Raw genomic sequence first — 20,322 nt, forward strand, 5'->3', positions numbered from 1 at the left:
GGCGGGGGGAAGTGCACAGCGCTGTCACTCCGCCCGCAGGGCCTTCACTGGATTGGCCAGAGCCGTTCGGATGCTCTGGACGCTCACGGTGAGGAGGGCGATCAGCAGCGCGGTGGCACCGCCCACGAAGAAGACCAGCACCCCCGGTGAGGTACTGTAGGCGAAGTTTTCGAGCCAGCGGTGGGTGAACCACCAGGCCAGCGGCGTTGCCATCAGCACGGAAAGAAGGACCAGTTTCAGGAAGTCGCGGGACAGCAACAGCACAATGCCGCTCACGCTGGCCCCCAGCACCTTACGAATGCCGATCTCTTTGGTGCGCAGTTCGGCGGTGTAAATTGCCAGCCCCAGCAGACCCAGGCAGGAGACGAAAATGGCTACTCCGGCGAAGTAGTAAAACAGGCGCGCCGTGCGCTGGTCCGACTTGTAGAGGCTGTCGTAGGCCTGATCCATAAACTCGTATTCGAAGGGATACTCCGGGTTGTAGCGGTGCCAGATTTTTTCGGCGGCGGCAATGGCCTGCGGGGCGTCGGCGCCTGTCGTCTTGATGTAGAAGCGCCACGGCTCCGGCTGGTGGTAGAAAACGACCGGCTTGATCTTCTCGTGAACCGAAGCAACGTGGAAATCTTTCGCCACGCCGATGATGGTGCCTTCGGTATCCCAGAGCGTGAACCGCTTGCCGACCGGATCGGTGATGCCTGCCTCGCGAACGGCCGTTTCGTTCAGAATGAAGTGGGCCGAGTCGGCCTTGGAGCCGGAGAAGCCCGTGCCATCGGCCAGTTCGATGCCCATCACGCCAAGAAAGTTTTCTTCGATACCGACCGGATGCACGATAAACGAAAGGTCTTCGGGCTTGCCGTCCCAGTCGGTATCGCCGGTCGAACTGCCTACCTGAATCAGGTTCTGGTTGGCCGAGGCCACGCCCCGGATGCCCGGTCGTTTCTCTAGCTCGTCTTTGGCCTGCGCAAAATGGTCGTGGATGTCGCGCATCCAGAAGGCAAGCACGTTCTCGCGGTCGTAGCCCAGCTTCTTTTCCCGTACGTACTGCATCTGCTTGGTAATGACCAGCGTACTGACGATCAGCACGACCGAAAAGGCAAACTGAGTAATGACCAGTACCTGCCGGAAACCGGCGTTGTTCTGCCTGCCGAAGCGTCCTTTTAAGGCTTGCAAGGGCTGGAACGACGACAGCAGCATGGCCGGGTAGACGCCCGCCAGCAGCAACGTAAACAGAAAGGCACCGCCCAACAGCAGCATGACGGTCGGCTGAAACGGATCAAAAACCAGCGTTTTGCCCGACAGGTCGTTGTAGACCGGCATCAGCACCGGAATGAGCAGCAGCGACAGGCCCAGCGCCACGACAAACACCAGGAGGGACTCGCCCAGAAATTGCGCGAACAACTGCCCCCGGTCGGCCCCGATAATTTTGCGCATGCTGACTTCTTTGGACCGGTGCGTGGCGCGGGCGGTGGTAAGGTTGACGTAGTTGATGCAGGCGATGAGCAGAATGACCAGCGCCACCAAAAAGAAGATGCGTACTTCGGTAGCGCCGGCGGCCGAACCATCGGGGGCGTAAAGGTGCCAATCGGCCAGCGGTTGCAGCTTGTATTCCTGATCGGCCGTGGCGTGCGGGTGGTTTTTCTGCTGGATGCCGGAAAGCAGTTGCGCCACCCGGTCCGGGCGGGCATCGGCGTGGAGCAGCAGATAGGTATCGTAGTTGAAGTTGCCCCAGTCGCTTTCCAGGCTTTTCCAGTAACCGGTGCCGGTGTATTGCTTCGCGAGGAGGTCGAACGGAAAGAAAAGCTCTCCCTGAATCGACGAATTGCTCGGGATGTTTTGCAAGATGCCGCTCACCAGAAACGACGTGCTGTCGTCGGTATGCAGGCTCTGGCCCAGCACGTCCGTCGTACCGAAGTATTTTTCGGCGGCCGCTTCGGTGACGATCACCGACTGGTGGTTCGGGAACGGCTCGGCCGCGTTGCCCGCCACCAGCGGAAAGCTGAACAAGGTAAAAAAAGACGGGTCTACGTACAGCCCCTTCGAGTTGAAAAACGGCTGGTCGTTGACGATGACGCGTGCCAGATCCCAATGGCGGGCCGTTCGTACCGCCTCCAGCACCCCCGGCACTTCCCGCTTGGCGTAGACCGCCACCGGTCCCTGCGTGCTGGTCCAGATGAGGGAGCGCTGGGCATCGACCAGCGAATTGACGTGGTAAATGTGGTCGAGCCGCTCGTGCATCCGGTCGAAACTGCGCTCGTCCTGCACCCAGAGCAGCAGCAGCACCGCTACCGTCAGGCCGACGGTCAGGCCCCCGAGGTTGAGTAACGTGTAGGTGCGGTGGTTCCAGAGGGTACGTAGGGCGGTGGACAGGTAGTTCTTCAGCATGTCGGGGTTGGGGTTAGCGGTGATCCGTCGAGGCGTTTAGGTCAGATGTATGAGAAAGAAACCGCTTACAAGGTCGCGGTCGGTTTCGGAAACGGTGATCAACACGAGGCTGCCAGACGTTGCCTCTCTCTTGGTGAATTCTTTTGCGTATTCATTCGCTTCGGAGGCTGTCGACCGGATTGGCCAGGGCGGCGCGCCAGGTCTGAAGGCTCACCGTAAAGAGTGCAATGGCCAGCGCGGCCAGCGCCGTCACGACGAAAATGCCCGGCCCGATGGAAATGCGGTAAGCAAACTGGTCGAGCCAGTCGCGCCCGAAGTACCACGCCAGCGGTGCCGCCACGACAAACGCAGCCAATACCAGCCCGACAAACTCGCGAGAGAAAAGGAGCATGATGTTGGTCACGGAAGCGCCCAGCACTTTGCGAATGCCGATCTCTTTGGTGCGCTGGTGCGTGGTGAACGAAATCAGGCCGAACAGGCCCAGGCAACTGATGAACACGGCCAGTAAGGTAGCCGCGTTGACGGTGCGGGCGGTGCGTCGCTCCGTTTTGTAAAAGTTGGTGATGGTGTCGTCGTAAAAAGCGTATTCGAACGGGGCATCCGGATAAAACGCTTTGAAGCGCGTTTCTACTTGCTGCAGAAGGCGTTGTACCTCGTCGCCACTTTTCCCGCGCGAATGGAAACGAAGGCCGAAGGTGTTGAGGGACGATTTCTCCATACCCAGCATGATGGGCTTGATTTTGTCGCGCAGGGGGCTGTCGTGAAAATCGCGGACCACGCCCACCACGGGAACGGGCCGTTGGTTGATCTGGATCGTCTGTCCTACTATATCGCCGGGTTGGGCAAAGCCGAAGGCTCGCGCGGCCGTTTCGTTCAGCACCACCTCAGCGACCGTGTCGCTGGCGTGCAGGTTGCGCCCGGCCAGCAGCGGAATTTCGTACGTACGGAGGTAAGCGGTGTCGCTCATTTTGCGGTAGAGGCTGATCTCGACCTCCGCAGAATCGGATTGAAACGTGGCGGTGTTCGAGCTCCAGCCGTAGAACGACGGCAACGTACCCAGCGTCAGGGAGCTGACTTCCGGCAGGCGGCGCAGTTCCTCGGCGAGGGTGAAACGCCGGTCGGTGGTGTCTTCCCACCAATGGGGCGCACTGAAATGAATCAGGGCGTCGGCACGGAACCCCATGTCCTGCTGCAACATAAACCGCATTTGACTGCCGACGATGAGCGTACCAATGATGAATACCTGCGAGACCGCAAACTGGAAGACGATCAACGATTTGCGCAGGTACGTTTTCCGTGAGGTAGTTCCCTGCGCAAACGCCTGGTTTTTCAGCGCGAAGGCGGGCGCGTAGCCCGAAAGCACCAACGCGGGATAGAAGCCGGCCAGGAGGCTGACCAACCCCAGGAACAGCAGAAGCACCAGCCACGTCCCTGACGCGAACAGCATGCTCAGCGAGAGGTCCGGCGGCAAACTGTCGGCAAAGTAGTCGAGGCTGTATTGCACCAGGCCGACCGCCAGGAGACCCGCGACCAGCGTGAGAAGAAACGTTTCGCCTAAAAACTGACTGATCAGTTGCGCGCGGCTGCTGCCCAGGGTTTTCCGAACGCCTACCTCGCGTGCCCGCAACACGGCCCGTGCCGTTTCCAGGTTCACAAAGTTGATGACCGCCAGCATCAGCATGAACAGTGCAATGGCAATAAGGCCGTACAGGGTAGGTTTGTGTGCGGTGCGTCCTATGCCCAGCTCCGCATTGAAATGGACGTCGGCCAGCGGATGCAGTTCGAACGCGCGAAGTTCTGTCGGGTCGGTGCCGTCTTCCGGTGAAATGTGTTTGCGAATAAAGTCCGGGAACTGTGCCTCGATCTGTGCAGGTTGCACGCCCGGGGCCAGGGTAAGGAAGGCCAGCGAACTGCTGGTGGTGCCGTCCCAGCTCGTCAGTCCGAAATTTTGACCGAAAGCTTCGTTGGTGATGAGCGTGGCCGAGGAGAGAAACTGCGTGAACTTAAAACTGGTCGGGACGGTGACGTCGGCCAGAATGCCCGAAACGGTGAACGGAATCGAATCTTTGTAGAGTAAGATCTGGCCCAGCGGTTCCTGATCGCCGAAGTACAAACGGGCCTGGCTTTCGGTCAGCACCACCTGGTAGGGCGCCGACAGGCTCTGGCGCGGATTGCCCGCCTGCCACTGGTAGCCGCCAAATACCTGAAAATAGTCGGGTCCGGCCACCAGCACCTCTTCTTCGCCCAAGTCCTGCCCCTGTGCATCTTTTACTGCAAGGTGCTCTGTGTAGAATGCCGCTACGGTTTCCAGTCCGGTAAATTCCTCCCGCATGGCGGCAGGTACCGGTCCGGAAACGCCTCGGTTCGAGATCCACTCTCCACCGCCAATTTCGATCCGTGAGCTGACGTGGTAAATGCGCTCCCGGTCGGGGTGGTGCCGATCGTAGCTGAACTCGTGGCGCACCATCAGGAAAATCAGAATGCACGCGGCCATGCCCACGGCCAATCCAAAAATGTTGATGGTGGCGTGCAAGGTATTTTTATGGAAGTTGCGCCAGGCGCTTCGCAGGTAGTTCTGAAGCATAAGCCGAAAGGTCAGGAGTGATGCGGATGGAAACAGCGCAACAACAAATTTGCCATCCCCTAAAAAGGGGAGAAAATGCGATCAGAGGGCACCTGGGCCATCCGAATCGTCCGAAGATGAACAGAAGCTGTTCGAAGCCGAACAGAAACGCGACGCCTGCGCACTGGCTCGGCAGAAGCCAGTACGGAAGGCTACACGCATGATTTACAATCGAATGCGTATAGCTTGAGTGGCGCGGGAAGGATAACTTCGCTGTTACATCAAACGCTGATTATGCAACGCATCCGCATCGCCGTTTTTGTACTTTCCGGGTGGGGCTTCCTGGGGCTGCAGGGGTGTGCCCCCGAAGTGCCTGCCACGCCGCTCCTGGGAAAAGCACTGCCCTATTCCCATGTGCAGACCGCCGGTCCGACGCAAACGACCGCGGCGGATTTTAACGTCGTGGCCTATCCGAATCCGTTCCGCTACTCGATCACCATCAACACAAATACCGCTGGTCCGGGGCAACTCCAGGTCTCCGACGCGCAGGGGGCTTTTTCGCAGCGCGTCGAGTTGCAGGGCGGGCAAGAGGAGGTGCGGTTCGATTTTACAGACTTTCCGTCGGGTACCTACTGGTGCGAAGTGAAATCCGGCAATCAGGTCACCCGAATGGCATTGCTATGCACCCAATGAGAACAGGAGGGATCGTGCTGCTCTGGCTGGTGCTGACGGGCGGTGCCGTAGGGCAAAGCTGGCAATGGGGGCCGGTAGTTACCGGCAATTATACGTGGGTGACGGTCAAGGCCATGTCTTCGTTCGTCCACGATCAGTACGCTCGTCCGCTGCCCGGCTACGGAATAGGCCTGCGGGCCAAAACGACATGGGCAGAGAAATGGCACCTGCAACCGACCCTGATGTACGAACGCCTTCGAAACCACTACGACCCGGCCGTGCAATTGTATGATGGGACTGGCCAAGCCAATTTCAGCATCAACCTGCGTTCCGTACGGCACGCGGTTCAGGGAAGCCTTCTGCTAATGTATGGGAAACGGTGGCGCGTTGGCGCGGGACTGAGTGCCTACGGGACCTTATTCGCCCGGCTGAAGAGCAAACCCGGCGTGCTCCGTTCTCAGCAAGGGGCTGTGCTTCTGCACAACGATCAGATCGTAACCCGGAACTACTTTTTCCGCGCGACTACCCTGGCGGTGCCGCTCGTCGCCTCGGTGGAACTGACGGAGCGCCTGCAGGTACAGGGGCGCTTCAGCAAAGGCCTTGTGTCGCGGATCAGCGACCGGCGCAGCTATTTCAGAGAAGTAGAAAACACGTTCGCCCTGGAGCTGACCTATTGGTTTGGCGCGTCTGCAGCCGGCGAGTGAGCCGCCTTAAATTGGCAACCTGCCTGAGAGCTAGTATATTGGCGGGTAACTCCCTACGACGCAGACCAAATGAAAGTACTGAAGTGGATCGGGATGGTGTTAGGAGCCATTCTTTTTTTGTGGTGGATTGGTCCCAAACCCCCGGAACCCAACCTGAAGACCTCGCTGCCGACCCTGCCCGATAGCCTGCGGCAGTACGTGCAACGGAAAGAAAGCCGTCAACCCAACCTGAAACCCGACAACCAGGCGCGCATCGTTTGGTACGACTCGACCCGCAAAACTCCCTGGAGTGTGGTGTACCTGCACGGCTTCTCGGCGTCGCAGGCCGAAGGAGCGCCGATTCACCGCGAATTTGCGCGCCGCTACGGTTGCAACCTCTACCTGGCACGGCTGTTCGGCCATGGCCTGAACGAAAAGGAACCGTTGGTCGACGTTACGCCGGAAAATCTGGTGGCCTCCGCGGCCGAAGCCCTGGCCATCGGCAAGCGGTTGGGGGAGAAGGTACTGATCATGTCGACCTCTACCGGAGGTACCCTGGCCCTGATTCTGGCCGCCGACCATCCCAAAGATGTGAATGGCATCATCGCCTATTCGCCGAACATCGACCTCCACGACGAGGCGTCGTGGCTATTGACGCGCCCCTGGGGTCTGCCACTGTCGCGTCTGGTGCTGGGGAGCAATTACTATCAGTTTTACGGCAGCGATTCGGTGCAGTATTACTGGACCACCCGGTACCGTTCCGAAGCGCTGGTCAGCCTCAAAAATCTGTTGGAGCATACCATGACGCCCGAGACGTTTCAGCGCGTAAAAGCGCCCTTTTTTCTGGGATACTATTATAAAGATGACGAACATCAGGACGACGTGGTGTCGGTACCGGCCATGCTGAAGATGTTCGATCAACTGGGTACGCCCGCCAACCTGAAGCGCAAGGCGGCTTTTCCGGAAGCGGGGCACCACGTAATTGGCTCACGTTACACGTCGGCCGATGTGGAAGACGTGCGCCAGGCCACCTACCAGTTTGCCGAAGAGGTGTTGAAAATGCAGCCGATCAACCTTCCTGAAGAATCGACAGCCCTGTCGGAAACGCCCTGAGCACCCCCTCTTTTGTAAGAAATACTCTGCTTGTCGGCCACTTTTGGACATACGTTCATGTGTTAATAACATTACAAACTCTAGATTTCCGGAAGCTGGAAGGGGTGTGTCAGGGAGGCTAGAAGAGCGGAGAAAGCGTTGCAGGCAGGGTATTGAAATCATTATATAAATACGCGGTTTTATTTTAGAATCGGATGGAAAATGCATCTGTTAGGGTATTTTATGCTATGATCAATAAAAATAATTATATTTTATTAACAATATATTGTGTTGTGTATAATTAAAATAGTACAATTTATTTTTAATATCTTAGTCCCTAGCGCCTCTTTTATAGCTAATATGAATGCTTTTCTATATTTTATTTTAGTTATTTTTTGTGGTACTATTTTTATTTGATTGCTAAAACATTTCACAGCTCCCCAAAACCTGACAAGTGTTAATCCAGCGCCTACTTTGCCCGTAAAGAGCATTTTTCATGCAGATTGTGCGGTATTGAGGGTTTTGAGGATGTGTTTTATTACGCCAACCTTAGCTCGTGCCCGGACGTAACCGCAGTTCTGGTGAGTCGCACCGGCGATTCTTACACGGCGCTTTTTGGTCAGTTTTGAGTCTCTAGAATTAATGCAACATCTTTGTTTCGAGTCTTTCGAAAGATTGTGTTGATAAGTGCTATTTGAGAGAAGTGAAGTAAGGGGATGCTTCACTACCTAATCCGAACTCTGACACATGCTCCTCGGTCGGAAATCGGCTCCCTCAGGTAGCCAAGTTTGCTCAAAACGATTTTAAACCATTAAGTGCGCTAGATCTTATGAGGCGATTTGCAATGTTACTCTTTGTGGCTCTCGTGTATTGCGGGACCACCGTACACGCCCAGTATTACGTCAGCCCGTCGGGCAGCGACAATGCGGCCGGTACACAATCCAAACCTTTCCGGACCATAGCCAAAGCGTTAGACAAAGTTAGCAACGGCGGCAGTGTCACGCTGGCAGCGGGTACCTACCGTGAAGGTGATCTCAAGCTCAAAAATTCATCGATCACCATCAAAGGTGCCGGCAGCGGCAAAACCATCATTACCGGTTCGGAACGCGTGACCGGCTGGGAAAAACACTCCGGCGACGTCTGGAAGAAAAAAGGCTGGAAAACCAACAGCCAGCAGGTGTTTGTCGACGGGCAGCCGATCCAGCAGGTGGGCGACCGGTGTGGCTGGAACATTCGCCACGCGGCCCTGGGCAACAACTGGGTGTTGCCGATTGTCGGCTCCAACAGCGTGAGCAGCTTGTTCCCGGGCTCTTTCTATTACGATCCGGCCGGCGACGTGCTCTATTGTATACTGAAAGACCGCTCGAACCCGAACAACCACCAGATGGAAGTGAGCGTGAGTAAGTTCATCCTCGATGGGGGCACTACCACCGATGTAACCGTAAAAAATCTGACGATGCGCCACAGCAATTCCACGCAGGAGCGGCTGGCAATCGGCATGCTGATGACCGGGCGTCGTGGGTGGACCATCGAAGACTGCGAATTCGATTACGGCGACTTCTGCGGGTTGCTGGTGCAGGGCGATAACCACACCATCCGTCGGTGTACGTTCAGCAACGGCGGCAGCAACGGCCTGTGCGTAAACGGTGCTACGTGGTATCCTCGCTGGAAAGACAAGGAAATCCGTCCCAAGATGAACAGCGTGATCGAAAACTGCACGATCACCAAAAACAACTACCGCGGCTTCTCGAAGCTGTTCCACGCCGGTGGCATGAAGGCCGTACCCGGCGTACGTGGCCTGACCTTTCGGAACAACAAGGTCCTCAACAACGGGGGAATCGGGGTGTGGTTTGACGATGGCTTCGGTGCGAACGAAGTAAGCGACAACATCATTGCGGGCAACCGCCATGGCATCAGCTACGAGATTGGACACGCCATGGGTGGCGACTCGTATAGCATCAAAGTCGTAAACAACCGGATCTACGACAACGACCTGAAAGGGGTGTACATTTCCGGATCGAGCGATGCTGTTATCGAATACAACACGCTTTACAATCAGCCCTACGACGTAATCGTGCACGGCATGCCGCGCGGTGTGAATGAGTCGAAGAACAACATCATCCGCAACAACATTCTGGGAAGCTCCAAGAACGGTCACCTGATTCTGTACAAAGGCACCAGAGCGGGCAACAACAAGATCACGAACAACTTTTACGAGACGAGCAATTCGAGCATCAAAGTAGGCCTGGAAAACGACAAAGGCTACGCCATTACGCACCGCACGGTATCCGATCTGCAAAAAGCCGGTTACGGACAGAACGCCAAAATCGGGAACCCTAAGTTCAAAAACGCCAGCAACGGAGACTTCCGGCTGGTAGACAGCAGCCCAGCGCGCGGTCGTGGCTGGCAAGGTGGCGAAGAGCCGACGCCTGCTCCTGCCCCTGCTCCGGAGCCTGAAGCGCCTTCGAACGACGAGAAGGAGAACACGGACGACGCGGAAGAAACGCCGACCAACAAATCGAACGTGGTGATCGCGATCAACGCAGGTGGCGACAAGTTCACGGCCGAGGACGGCACGGTCTACCAGGCCGACAAGTACTTCACTCGCGGCTCAGCGGTGAACTACAGCGACCTGACCATCGGGGGTACCAAAGATCAGAAGCTGTATCAGACGCAGCGCCTGGGCTGGTTCAGCTACGAGATTCCCGTCAAGAACGGCACCTACAAGCTGACCATCAAAACGGCAGAACTGAAGTACAAGTCCAACGGTCAGCGCAAGTTCGACATCCACGCTGAGGGCAAAGAGATCTTCACCGACGTAGACCTGTTCAAGCTGGGCGGCTACGCCAAGGCCCTGGATCTGGAGAAAGTCGTGGAAGTGAAAGACGGCAAGCTGGACGTAGTCTTCGACATCGACTACCGCGACTGCCGCCTCTCCGGACTGGTGGTGAGCACGCTGGAAGAAACCAACGCTACCGAGAAGAAAACCGACGAAGTGAGCACGCTGATCGCGATCAACGCGGGTGGCGACAAGTTCACGGCCGAGGACGGCACGGTCTACCAGGCCGACAAGTACTTCACCCGCGGCTCAGCGGTGAACTACAACGACCTGACCATCGGGGGTACCAAAGATCAGAAGCTGTATCAGACGCAGCGCCTGGGCTGGTTCAGCTACGAGATTCCCGTCAAGAACGGCACCTACAAGCTGACCATCAAAACGGCAGAACTGAAGTACAAGTCCAACGGTCAGCGCAAGTTCGACATCCACGCTGAGGGCAAAGAGATCTTCACCGACGTAGACCTGTTCAAGCTGGGCGGCTACGCCAAGGCCCTGGATCTGGAGAAAGTCGTGGAAGTGAAAGACGGCAAGCTGGACGTAGTCTTCGACATCGACTACCGCGACTGCCGCCTCTCGGCTCTGGTTGTAAGTTCTGTAGAAGGTGCAGCGCCAGCCGAAGCGCCGAAAGTAGCCGGCAAACTGGTAGCCGCCATCAACTCAGGGGCCGACTTCGGGCACCGGGCCAGCGACGGCGACTGGTATGCTCGCGACGCCGACGGCTGGTGGCAGCAAGGTTCACGCCGCCGCGCTACCTACAGCACCATCAGCAAAACTGACGATCAGCGCATCTTCCAGTACGAGCACTTCGGCACCCGTTTCACCTACGGTGTAAATGCCAAGAACGGCGACTACCTAGTGACCCTGCACTTCGCCGAAACGCACGTGAAGAAAGTAGGCGAGCGCATCTTCGACGTGAAAATTGAAGAGAACCTGGTGATCGACAACTTAGATATCTTCAAGAAGGTAGGTTACAACACCGCGTACTCTGTGACGATTCCGATCACGGTGAAAGACGGGCACATCAAGTTCGAATTCATCGGCCGAGAACTGGCAGCTATCGTCTCTGGTATTGCCATCCACGAAGCGGTAACGGCCGGCACCAAGACGATCACCGAAGGCGACGAAGTGATGTCGGACGCGATCGAAACCAAGGCGTATCCGAACCCCTTCACCGACAAGCTGACGCTGCAGTTTGGCAAAGAGAAAGCGGCTACTACCCTCCGTGTCTACACGACGACCGGTACGCTGCTGGAAACGCACGAACTGCCCGAAGGCCAGCTCGAATGGGAAATGAACACTACGCACCTGCCCAAAGGGGTTTACATGCTCAGCATCGACACGCAGGGCGAGCGTCCGGAACAGAAGATGGTAGTGAAGCAGTAAGCACTTGCTACCTTGAGTAGAGATAGAAAGGGCGGCCTCCGGGCTGCCCTTTTTGCTTAAGGGGCCTTTGCTTTTTGGGTGCGTTGCCAGCGGAGGGCCGCTACACCGAACGCCAATACCAGGAGCGGCCACGCGTAAGAGAGGCCCACTAGTGCGTAGAGAATGCCCTGCCAACCGGCCCGAAGTCCGTCGGCGAGGTGGGCCGTGAAGAAAAATTCCGGTGCGGGTTCTGTCGTTGGCACTACGAACGCGTAGTGGATGGTTTCCCGCACGGGCTCCTGCAATTCGAGTTGAATCGTGCTGAACCCGACCTGGTGTTGCAGGTAACGCAGGCGCCCTTCCGCCACTTCAATCTCTTCGCGGATCTTCCGCAGCTTGTCTTCCGCCGCCAGAATGTCCTCCACCTGGGTAGCCTGTTTGCGCAGGATATCGATGTAACGTTCTTCCACTTCCCGCTTGGTGCGCAGGCGGGCTTCCAGGTCGACAAACTCCTCGGACACGTCCTGGGTGTCGGTCGCTCGGTACGTCACGCGCGTCGCCAGTTGTTCCAGAGCTTGCAAAACGGCGGCGTAATGATCGGCCGGTACGCGCACCACTACGCGGATACTGGAACGTGTGCCGGTCACAACCCGTACGGAGTCGCGCGTATGAGGGGATTGGCGGGTGTAGACCGACGTCTGCTGCTGCTCAGAGTGCCCTACGTAACCGCCGTGTGTTTGGGCGAGCGAGTCGATTTGCCGGCTTCGTTGTGCGGCATGGTCTACGTCCAGGTGCAGGGTAGCCGTGCGGATGATTTTACGGTCGGGGCGCGCGGGAGCCGCTTGTGCTACTTCTGCGACGTCCCTAGGCACTGCGTCATGGCTCAAGAAAGAGGGCGCTTCTTCGGCGGACAGCGAGGCAAGGGCGTCGGTGGTTTCCGGTTGGCTGCACGCCATGGCGCACAGGCACCAGACGATCCATAGTTTTTTCATAGGACAGAAACGAGTTGCTTCTTCCCATAATCCACCGTGGCGCGATGCGTCACATCCCGGAACGCATTTGCGTGGAAAACTCCGGTACCGGCACCGTCCGGTTCCAACACCCGAGGACATAAAAAAGCCCTTCATCAACGAAGGGCGTGCTGCTGAAGGCCCGTGCGCGTTTTAGTGGGAGCGTGTGCTCCGAAGCTTTCGGAACGCGGTACGCTCTTCTTCGGTCAGTTGTGTAGGCAGTTGTACCTGAAGCGTCACGTACAGATCGCCTTTCTGCTCCGGGTTCTTATAGTTCGGAATGCCCAGGCCTTTCAAGCGTAAGGTCTTGCCGTTTTGCGTTCCCTCTTTCAACGTGACGTTGACGCTGCCCGTCAGGGTCGGAATGTTGACTTTCCCGCCCAGCAACGCGTCGTAGAGCGGCAGCCCTACGGTGGTGTAGAGGTCGTCGCCGCGCCGCTCGTAGTGGGGGTTAGGCAGCACGTGGAGGGTAAGATAGAGATCGCCCCGCGCGGTGCCGCCCGGTCCGGGTGCACCTTTGCCTTTCAGCCGAATGCGTTGCCCGTCTTCAATGCCTGGTTTGATTTTAATGCGGAGCTGCTCGCCCTCCAGCGAAAAGGTGCGTTCTGTCCCTTGCTGGGCTTCTTCCAGGCTAACTTCCAGTTGCGATTCGTAGTCTTGTCCTTTCGGGGCGCGTGCCCGTCCGCTTCGGTAGCCGCCGCCAAAATCGCCCGACGTGCGGAAGCGTGAACTGCCGCCGAAATCGCCGCCGAAAAATTGGTTGAAGAAGTCGGAGAAGCCACCCGTATTGCCGAAGATGTCGCCCAAGTCGCCTTCAAACTGGTAATGGTAGCCGCCGCCGTTGTTGCCCGCGTGGGCGTATTGCGAGGGGTCCATGTTTTCGTACTGTTTCCAGTTAGCACCCAGGCGATCGTATTTGGCCCGTTTGTCGGGGTCGCTGAGCACTTCATTGGCCTCCGTGATCTCTTTAAAGCGATCTTCTGCCTGCTTGTTGTCAGGGTTTTTATCGGGGTGATACTTCACGGCCAGTTTGCGGTACGCTTTCTTGATGTCGTCCTGCGTCGCACTTTTATCCACCCCCAGTATCTGATAATAATCTTTGTATTGCATGGCTCATTCAGGTTTAGAAAACAACAAAGCCGCACCCGAAAGTAGCGGCTTTGCTGCAAAATCCTATACAATTGACTCGGGTGGGCCAACAATTTGTGGTGCTTACATGCCCAACCCGTAATAGTAGGTACGGCTGCTGCCCGGGTAGATACCCTCAAGCAACACGCCGTCGCTTTTGCCTTGCAAGGCCTTGTTGAGGTCTTCTACAGACGTAACGGGCTGACGATCGACTTTGGTGATGACGAATCCGGGGCGGATTGATGTTTCCATCCGAAGTTTGCCTTCGCGCATGGTCTGTACTTTCACGCCGCCTTGCACACCCAGCTCGGCTTTCTCTTCTTTCGTCAGGTTCCGGAAGTCAGCGCCCAGTGCCTCCATGATGTTGGCGTTATTGCGATTGCTTGCCACGACGGGAGCGGCCTCGCTGCGGGCGTTCAGCTTCACGTTGAACTTACGCTGACGACCGTCGCGGTCGACCGTAATCTCCACGTTGTCGCCCGGACGGCGGCGGCTGATCAACTCTTGCAGTTCAGCACTGTTGTTTACACCGATACCGTCGACCGCCACGATCACGTCTTTCGCTTCAAGCCCGGCTTCTTTGGCCGCGCTGTTGGCAGAGAAGTCGCTGACCAGGACACCCTGGTTTACCTTCAGGCCCTGTTCCTGCGCTACCACACCGGTAACGGTCGTGATGTTGACGCCCAACATGCCGCGCTGCACACTTCCGAACTCGATCAGGTCGGTCGAGATTTTCTGGACCAGCGCCGACGGCACCGCAAAAGAATAACCGGCATACGATCCGGTGGGCGAAGCAATCGCCGTGTTGATGCCGATCAGGTCACCGTTCAGGTTGACCAGCGCCCCACCCGAGTTCCCCGGGTTCACGGCCGCATCTGTCTGAATGAACGATTCGACGGCACTGCTGACGCCATTCTGCGCATTGTTCCGGCTCAGGATCCCAATGCCGCGCCCTTTCGCGCTCACGATCCCCGCCGTCACGGTCGACTCCAGGTTGAACGGGTTCCCTACGGCCAGCACCCACTCGCCGATCTTCACGTCGTCGGAGCTGGCAAACTTCAGCGCCTTCAGGCTTTGGGCCTCCACCTGAATCACCGCCAAATCGGTTTCCGGGTCGGTGCCAATCAGTTTTGCCGGGAAGGTACGCTGGTCGTTCAAGGTCACGTCCAGTTGGTCGGCTCCTTCTACCACGTGGTTGTTCGTAACGATGTAGCCTTTTTCGGCATTGATAATCACGCCCGAACCCGACGCCTGTTGCGGACCGCGCTGCTGCGGCTGCACGTCGAAATCGTCGCCGAAGAAGCGGCGGAACACATCAGGAATCTGCTGCTGTCCCTGCGCGGCTGAGGCGCTGGTGATGGTCGAACGAATGTGAACTACTGCCGGAGTACTGGTTTCGGCGGCGTACGAAAAATCGAACGGTGCTACGGTGGGAGCGGTGGTAGAAGGCGCATACCGCGCCGAGGTCAGAGCCACCGGCTGGTCCGCTTTCTGGATAATAACTTTTTGTTCGTCGAAGCCGAGTATTTTATAAGTACCCAGCGTCAGGGCGCTGCACAAGGCTCCTGTGAGCACCGCGGTTTTTACTGTTTTACTCATATCTGTTTGATAGCTGCTGTTGTGAAACTTACTTAATTACGACCGGGATACCGGAAAATTTGACCGCTCATCACATATATAAAAATAACGTAGATAAGCTGAGCCAGAGTTTTACTTTGTAGACATTTTTTGGTCCCGTACCTACGGGGATTTGCGCGCGGTGATGATTTTTCAACTTCCGTGCCAAAAAAGTCATGCGCGGGGTGATTTAATCCGATCTTAATAATTGGGTCGAATTGTGCTACAAAACGTCAGAATAATGACAAATTGTCGGAGTGATCGTTGCAAAAGCGGGGCGGCGTGAAAATAAATAAAATCCTATTTCAATAGAATCGAAAAACCGCGACCCTACCGCCTCTGAGGCAGTAGGGTCGCGGAAAAGGAAAACCGGAATGCCGTAGCTACAACTTCACGATGCGTTCGTGGTAAGTACGCCCGTTGACGACGATGCGTAGCAAATAAACGCCCGGCGGTTGGGTCGGTAAACTGACTTCGACGTGCGAAATGGCTTGGTCCGACACCTGATGGCTCCATAGGGTTTGTCCAGTCAGGGTCAGGGCCGTAACGCTGACCTGCGCGGGGAGGGTCGTGCGCGTAAACTCAACCTGAAAGCGTTGTGTGCTGGGGTTGGGATATACTTTGTAAGGGCGTTTGCCAAGGGCATCAAGGGCAGAGTCGGAGGGGATGCAGTTGGTAGCGGTGCCACCCGTAGCCAGCGGAACGGCTCCACCCAGGCTCAGGGCGATTTTGTCGATTCGGGCTTTGCCCGCTGCGTAGGAGATGTCGAGTCGGTGGTTGCCCGTTTGCAGTACCCGCGGATTGGCGTATAGTTCGTACCAGCGAAAGTCGTCGCTTGCCGTCGCTTCCCAGCGGACCCAGTTGCCATCGTCGAGGCGTGTCCACAACGCAACGGTCGGGGTGGTGGCGCTCATCCGGAGGTGAAGCCGGTAGGCACCGGTTTGTCCCACGTACGTGTTGAGCAACAGGCGGTTAGAAGCTTCGTCGGCCGGTGGACTGACCTGGACGGTATCGACTGTGTTCTCTATAAATCCGTTTGCCGAGGCGGTGGTATCGCCGCTGATGAACTGCCAGTCTTGCCCGATCACGCCACATTCGGCTTCGGCCCAGTATTGAGCCGTATCGATTGTTGTGACGGGGGCAATGCGGACAAAGTTAAGTTTGGTATTGCGTGCGCCGCTTCCCTGCGTCAGGTGCAGCAGGCCGTCGGTCACTTCCACCACTTCCGTGCCGGTAGCGGTTTGCCTGACCGGGGCATCGCCCGCTTCGGAAAAATTGACGACTGTGGTTCCGTTGACTTCGACCTCGTGCTCGCTGTCGTTCGCCGACGAAGGGTCGCCCACGCTTACGTTGACTAGATAACGACCGTTGGGCAGCGCCATCATCCAGTCGCGGTAAGGCAACGAGGCCGTGCGCATGTGGGCCAGGGTGTTGAGAAGAAAACTCACGCCCGTCACCCGACGGTTGCGTACCGCCGCCTGATTATCGGCCGGTTGAATAGAGTTGACTTCCACCCAACCGTACGTGAGCGCGCCACCGCCCTGGTCGTCGGCAAGTTTCAGGCCGAACGGTTCACCGATGTCGCGGAAGTAGCCCGCGGGGGCGGCCGTGTCGGGCTGAAAGTTAATCTGGTAAGCCCACGTAATCTTGGTGCGTACCTGCAACCGAACTTCCAGTTGAGCGGGGGCGTATCCGGGGGCGGTTGCCGTAACGGTGGCGTGGTAATACCCCAGGCGCAATTGACTGGCATCGACCGTAAAGGCGAGCGGCCGATCGGTCGTCAGATCATCGGGCAGCAGCAGCCAGGAAGCTGAAGTCGTCAGTTGCGTACCTGAAGGCAACGGGGCGCCAGTGCTGACCGACAGCGTGCTTAGTTGTGCACCGTCCGACGTGTTTTCAAAGTAAACTTGTGCCGGACTGAACGATAGCGCTTGTGCCTGAGAACCTGCCGGTTGCACGTTGCCTACCAGGGCGACATAATCCTGGTAATCGCCATCGCCGTCGCAATCCACCGCCAGAAGGTAATGATTCGTCAGCCAGGCTCCCTGCCGGTCACGTGCCGGATACACCCGCATGCGGTGTGCGCGCGGCAAGGCGGCATTGAGGGTATCCAGGCTATAAACGGCCTGACTATCGAGTTGTACATACAGCCCGAACACTTCCTGCGTCGGGAAGAACGAGCGCGTCGCACCGGCATCAGGGCCGAGCAGGCAATAGTTCCGGCTGCCCAATGCGGTAAGGGGGCGTGGCGTCAACGGGGCGGTCGAGAACCAGCCGGCCGTTAACGAACCCTCCGCCGAATAGCGGGCAAGCGTGCGCAACGTGACAGGACCGGTGCCGGCCCGCCGGAATTGCGGGGCCTTAACTTCGGTACCGCACAAATCTCGCTCGGGCACATATAAACTGTCCCATCCCACATCGACGGCGTACCGCAGGGTCGTGACAATCGGCTGAAGGGCCGGTTCACGCAGCGGCTCTTTCCGCAGGGCCAATCCCTGCAGTGCGACGGTGGCCCGTGGTTGTGCGGGGTCGTTGGAGACAAAAAGCAGGTTGCCCGAGAGCGTATGCCCGTCCAGCGTAGGCTGAAACGTCACGTCGAACTGCACCTGTTCTCCGGGGGCCAGGGTGCGGGAAAGATTAGGGGCCAGAAAGTAGTGGGGAGGCGCCAGCGGATCGCCGGTTTCTTCGATCGTGCTCGACTGGAGTTGCAATGGAGCCGAACCTTGGTTCGTCAGGGTAAGCGTCTGAACCGTAGCCGTGTCGAGACTCCCTTCAAACACCAGCGTAGTGCGGTCGATCGCCAGGCGGGGAGCCGGGGTGCCGGGCTTGTCGGGCCGCAGGAGAATCAGCTGTTGATGAACGTTCTGATCACGGTCGTACTGAGCCACGTAGAGGTTACCGGAAGTGGGGTCCTCTACCAGATCGAGGGGATCGTCGAAGTTGGTCAGGCCCGAAATGCCCAGGAAACTGCGGGTGATGTAGTTCCCGGTGGCGTCGGGTTGCAAGGCCACGATGTCGTCGCCGCCACTAAAACGCACGACCAGAATCATACCCTGCAACGCGCCTTCGAAGGCATTGCTGCGGTATTCGATAACGCCGTTAGGCGACTTGTGCATTCCAAAATCAAACGCGGGCTCCCGGTAATTCGGATCAGGCTGGACTGTTTCCGGATAGGACGGAACATCCACGCTCGGCGCTTCCTGGTTGGCAAGTCCCTGGTAGCGCTGCGCGCCGTGGTTCAGCACAAACTCCCCTCGCAGCGGATTCGGGTGGCCGTGGTAGCTCCCCGCATCGACCTGAAACAGAAAATCTTTCTGCGAAACGTTGTCGGTGGTGGCAGGCACGGCAGGGTAGGTGGGATAGCGGTACCGCGTACCGTCGATGCGCCGGACGCCCGCGTTATTGCCTGCGGCGTTCACGTACGCATCGGAGGCCGGTGTACGGCTGCCGCTGGCCGTGCCGTTGGCAGGCGCGTACAGTTGCCCGTTGCTGTGCCAGAGCAAATCGTATACGTTGCGCACGCCCGAGGCGTAAATGGTCAGCGGCGACGTGGTGGCGTAAGGGTTGTACGTCCCATCCGACATGGTCATCGCGTTGGAAGGTGCCGCGTTGATGACCTCGATTTTGTCCGTGGTGTAAACGTCCAGCGGCCACTCGCTTTCGGGCGGCATTTTGGGGAGCGACAGCCGCAGGATCGCGCCGGACAGCAGCCGCTCGGGCCGGTTACCCCACGACGGATCAGGAGCGCCGCCGGCCGTGTTACTGCCCTGCGCGATGTAGAGCGCGCCATCGGGGCCGAACACCACGCTGTTGGTCAGGTGGTCTTTCTGCGACCGGGACAGGTGAACAAGCACATCCTGGACCTGTTCCAGCCTCGGGCCGCTGAGGCGTGTCAGCTTGCCGTCCCATTCAGGGCCGTTGGTCAGTACCGCGGCGCTGTGGCTGATGTAGGCCACCAGGCTATCGGCCGTGGCACTGGGCGCAAACGTCAGCCCGATGATCAGGCGGGGGGCTTTGGTAACTGTTCCACTGACCGGGTGCGGCGAACCGGCCAGGGCGGGTTGTAGAATTTCCAGATCGTCGAGGGTACCGTCCGGATTGATTGACCAGCGCTGGATGGTTCCTTCGGTGGTGGCGGCGTAGAGTTTGCCGTCCGGCCCGATGACCAGGCTGGTAAACTGCTTTTGGGTGCCTTCGCCCAGGGAACTGCCGCTTACTTTCGAAAACGAAACGCCCGGGAGTTCGGCCAAGCCATCGGTGCGGCCCGAGCCGGTGGTGAACACCGACGAAAACGGTCGAAACGAGAGGCGGTCCGACAGGTTGCCGATCCGATTCGCTTCCACGGCGCTGGTAATCTCAAAGCGATACGTCGTGTAAGGCGCTAACGTCTCCGAAGGCGTCAGAATGATGGCGTCGCCTCCCCCGGTATCGTTGACGTTGGCTTCGATTTCCTCTTCGGTTCCGCCTTTCAGCCTGTAGAGCTTGACGTGATCGCTGAGCGACGTCTTGGTCAGTTCGTAGCCGTCAGGAATGGTAAAACTGGTCGTTACGATCAGCTCGGCTGTAGGAACGTTGGTCGCACTGTCGGTTGGCGTAACGCTGGTGACCTGAGGGGCATCGCCGGCCGTTTGGGCCTGTGCTGTGCAGAAAAAACTTCCCCCCGCAATCCATAAGAACGACGTGGTAAATAGTACTAAACCCGGAATGTGGTGGAGAAAAGACGGGCTGTGAGAAGCGTGATAGCGAGTGACTGCTTTCATAGCCTAAGTAGCATTTTTTATAGAGCGCGTAAAGGTATATGATGTTAATTGATATTTTAGCACGCAAAGGCCTTTGTCCTACTTTTACTTTATAAGCGACAATTTTCTTTCCCTATTCTAAAAGTGTTCTGGCACAGGGTTGTATTTTTTAAACCTTACGCCGCATCTGCGTAACTTCTTGCGTCAGCATAGGTATATACACAGCGTGTGCTTG

At 57.5% G+C, this 20,322-nt stretch carries 10 protein-coding genes; 4 read left to right on the plus strand and 6 right to left on the minus strand.

What is annotated here, in order from left to right:
* Window positions 1-24: 24 nt before the first annotated feature.
* A complete protein-coding gene (locus tag BLR44_RS01355; RefSeq protein ID WP_089678146.1) occupies window positions 25-2,382 on the minus strand; it encodes an ABC transporter permease in 2,358 nt (785 codons plus the stop codon).
* Window positions 2,383-2,533: 151 nt separating this feature from the next.
* A complete protein-coding gene (locus tag BLR44_RS01360) occupies window positions 2,534-4,966 on the minus strand; it encodes an ABC transporter permease (protein ID WP_089678148.1) in 2,433 nt (810 codons plus the stop codon).
* A gap of 273 nt (window positions 4,967-5,239) precedes the next feature.
* Here BLR44_RS01360 and BLR44_RS01365 point away from each other — a divergent pair, with 273 nt between their 5' ends.
* From BLR44_RS01365 to BLR44_RS01380, 4 genes are all read left to right on the plus strand, one after another.
* Complete coding sequence (locus BLR44_RS01365; RefSeq protein ID WP_089678150.1) at window positions 5,240-5,638, plus strand: T9SS type A sorting domain-containing protein; 399 nt, start codon at window positions 5,240-5,242, stop codon at window positions 5,636-5,638.
* Window positions 5,635-6,321, plus strand: coding sequence for a hypothetical protein (locus BLR44_RS01370; RefSeq protein ID WP_218126988.1), 687 nt, complete (start codon window positions 5,635-5,637; stop codon window positions 6,319-6,321). The genes BLR44_RS01365 and BLR44_RS01370 overlap by 4 nt, the downstream gene beginning before the upstream one ends.
* 69 nt (window positions 6,322-6,390) lie before the next feature.
* A complete protein-coding gene (locus BLR44_RS01375; RefSeq protein ID WP_089678153.1) occupies window positions 6,391-7,413 on the plus strand; it encodes an alpha/beta hydrolase in 1,023 nt (340 codons plus the stop codon).
* Window positions 7,414-8,248: 835 nt separating this feature from the next.
* Window positions 8,249-11,614, plus strand: a complete 3,366-nt coding sequence (locus BLR44_RS01380; RefSeq protein ID WP_218126989.1) for a malectin domain-containing carbohydrate-binding protein — start codon at window positions 8,249-8,251, stop codon at window positions 11,612-11,614.
* A gap of 56 nt (window positions 11,615-11,670) precedes the next feature.
* Here BLR44_RS01380 and BLR44_RS01385 read toward each other — a convergent pair whose 3' ends face one another.
* From BLR44_RS01385 to BLR44_RS01400, 4 genes are all read right to left on the minus strand, one after another.
* On the minus strand, window positions 11,671-12,585 hold the full coding sequence (locus BLR44_RS01385) for a DUF4349 domain-containing protein (RefSeq protein ID WP_176955857.1): 915 nt from the start codon (window positions 12,583-12,585) through the stop codon (window positions 11,671-11,673).
* A 171-nt stretch (window positions 12,586-12,756) separates the two neighbouring features.
* Window positions 12,757-13,713, minus strand: coding sequence for a DnaJ C-terminal domain-containing protein (locus BLR44_RS01390; RefSeq protein WP_089678159.1), 957 nt, complete (start codon window positions 13,711-13,713; stop codon window positions 12,757-12,759).
* Between the two features lie 102 nt (window positions 13,714-13,815).
* The gene (locus BLR44_RS01395; RefSeq protein WP_089678161.1) at window positions 13,816-15,330 is read right to left on the minus strand and encodes a Do family serine endopeptidase; all 1,515 of its coding nucleotides are present in this window, start codon (window positions 15,328-15,330) and stop codon (window positions 13,816-13,818) included.
* 401 nt (window positions 15,331-15,731) lie between these two features.
* The gene (locus BLR44_RS01400; protein WP_089678162.1) at window positions 15,732-20,108 is read right to left on the minus strand and encodes a T9SS type A sorting domain-containing protein; all 4,377 of its coding nucleotides are present in this window, start codon (window positions 20,106-20,108) and stop codon (window positions 15,732-15,734) included.
* Between the last annotated feature and the right edge of the window lie 214 nt (window positions 20,109-20,322).

Origin of the sequence: Catalinimonas alkaloidigena, from assembly GCF_900100765.1 — a bacterium.
Classification (GTDB): Bacteria; Bacteroidota; Bacteroidia; order Cytophagales; family Flexibacteraceae; genus Mooreia; species Mooreia alkaloidigena.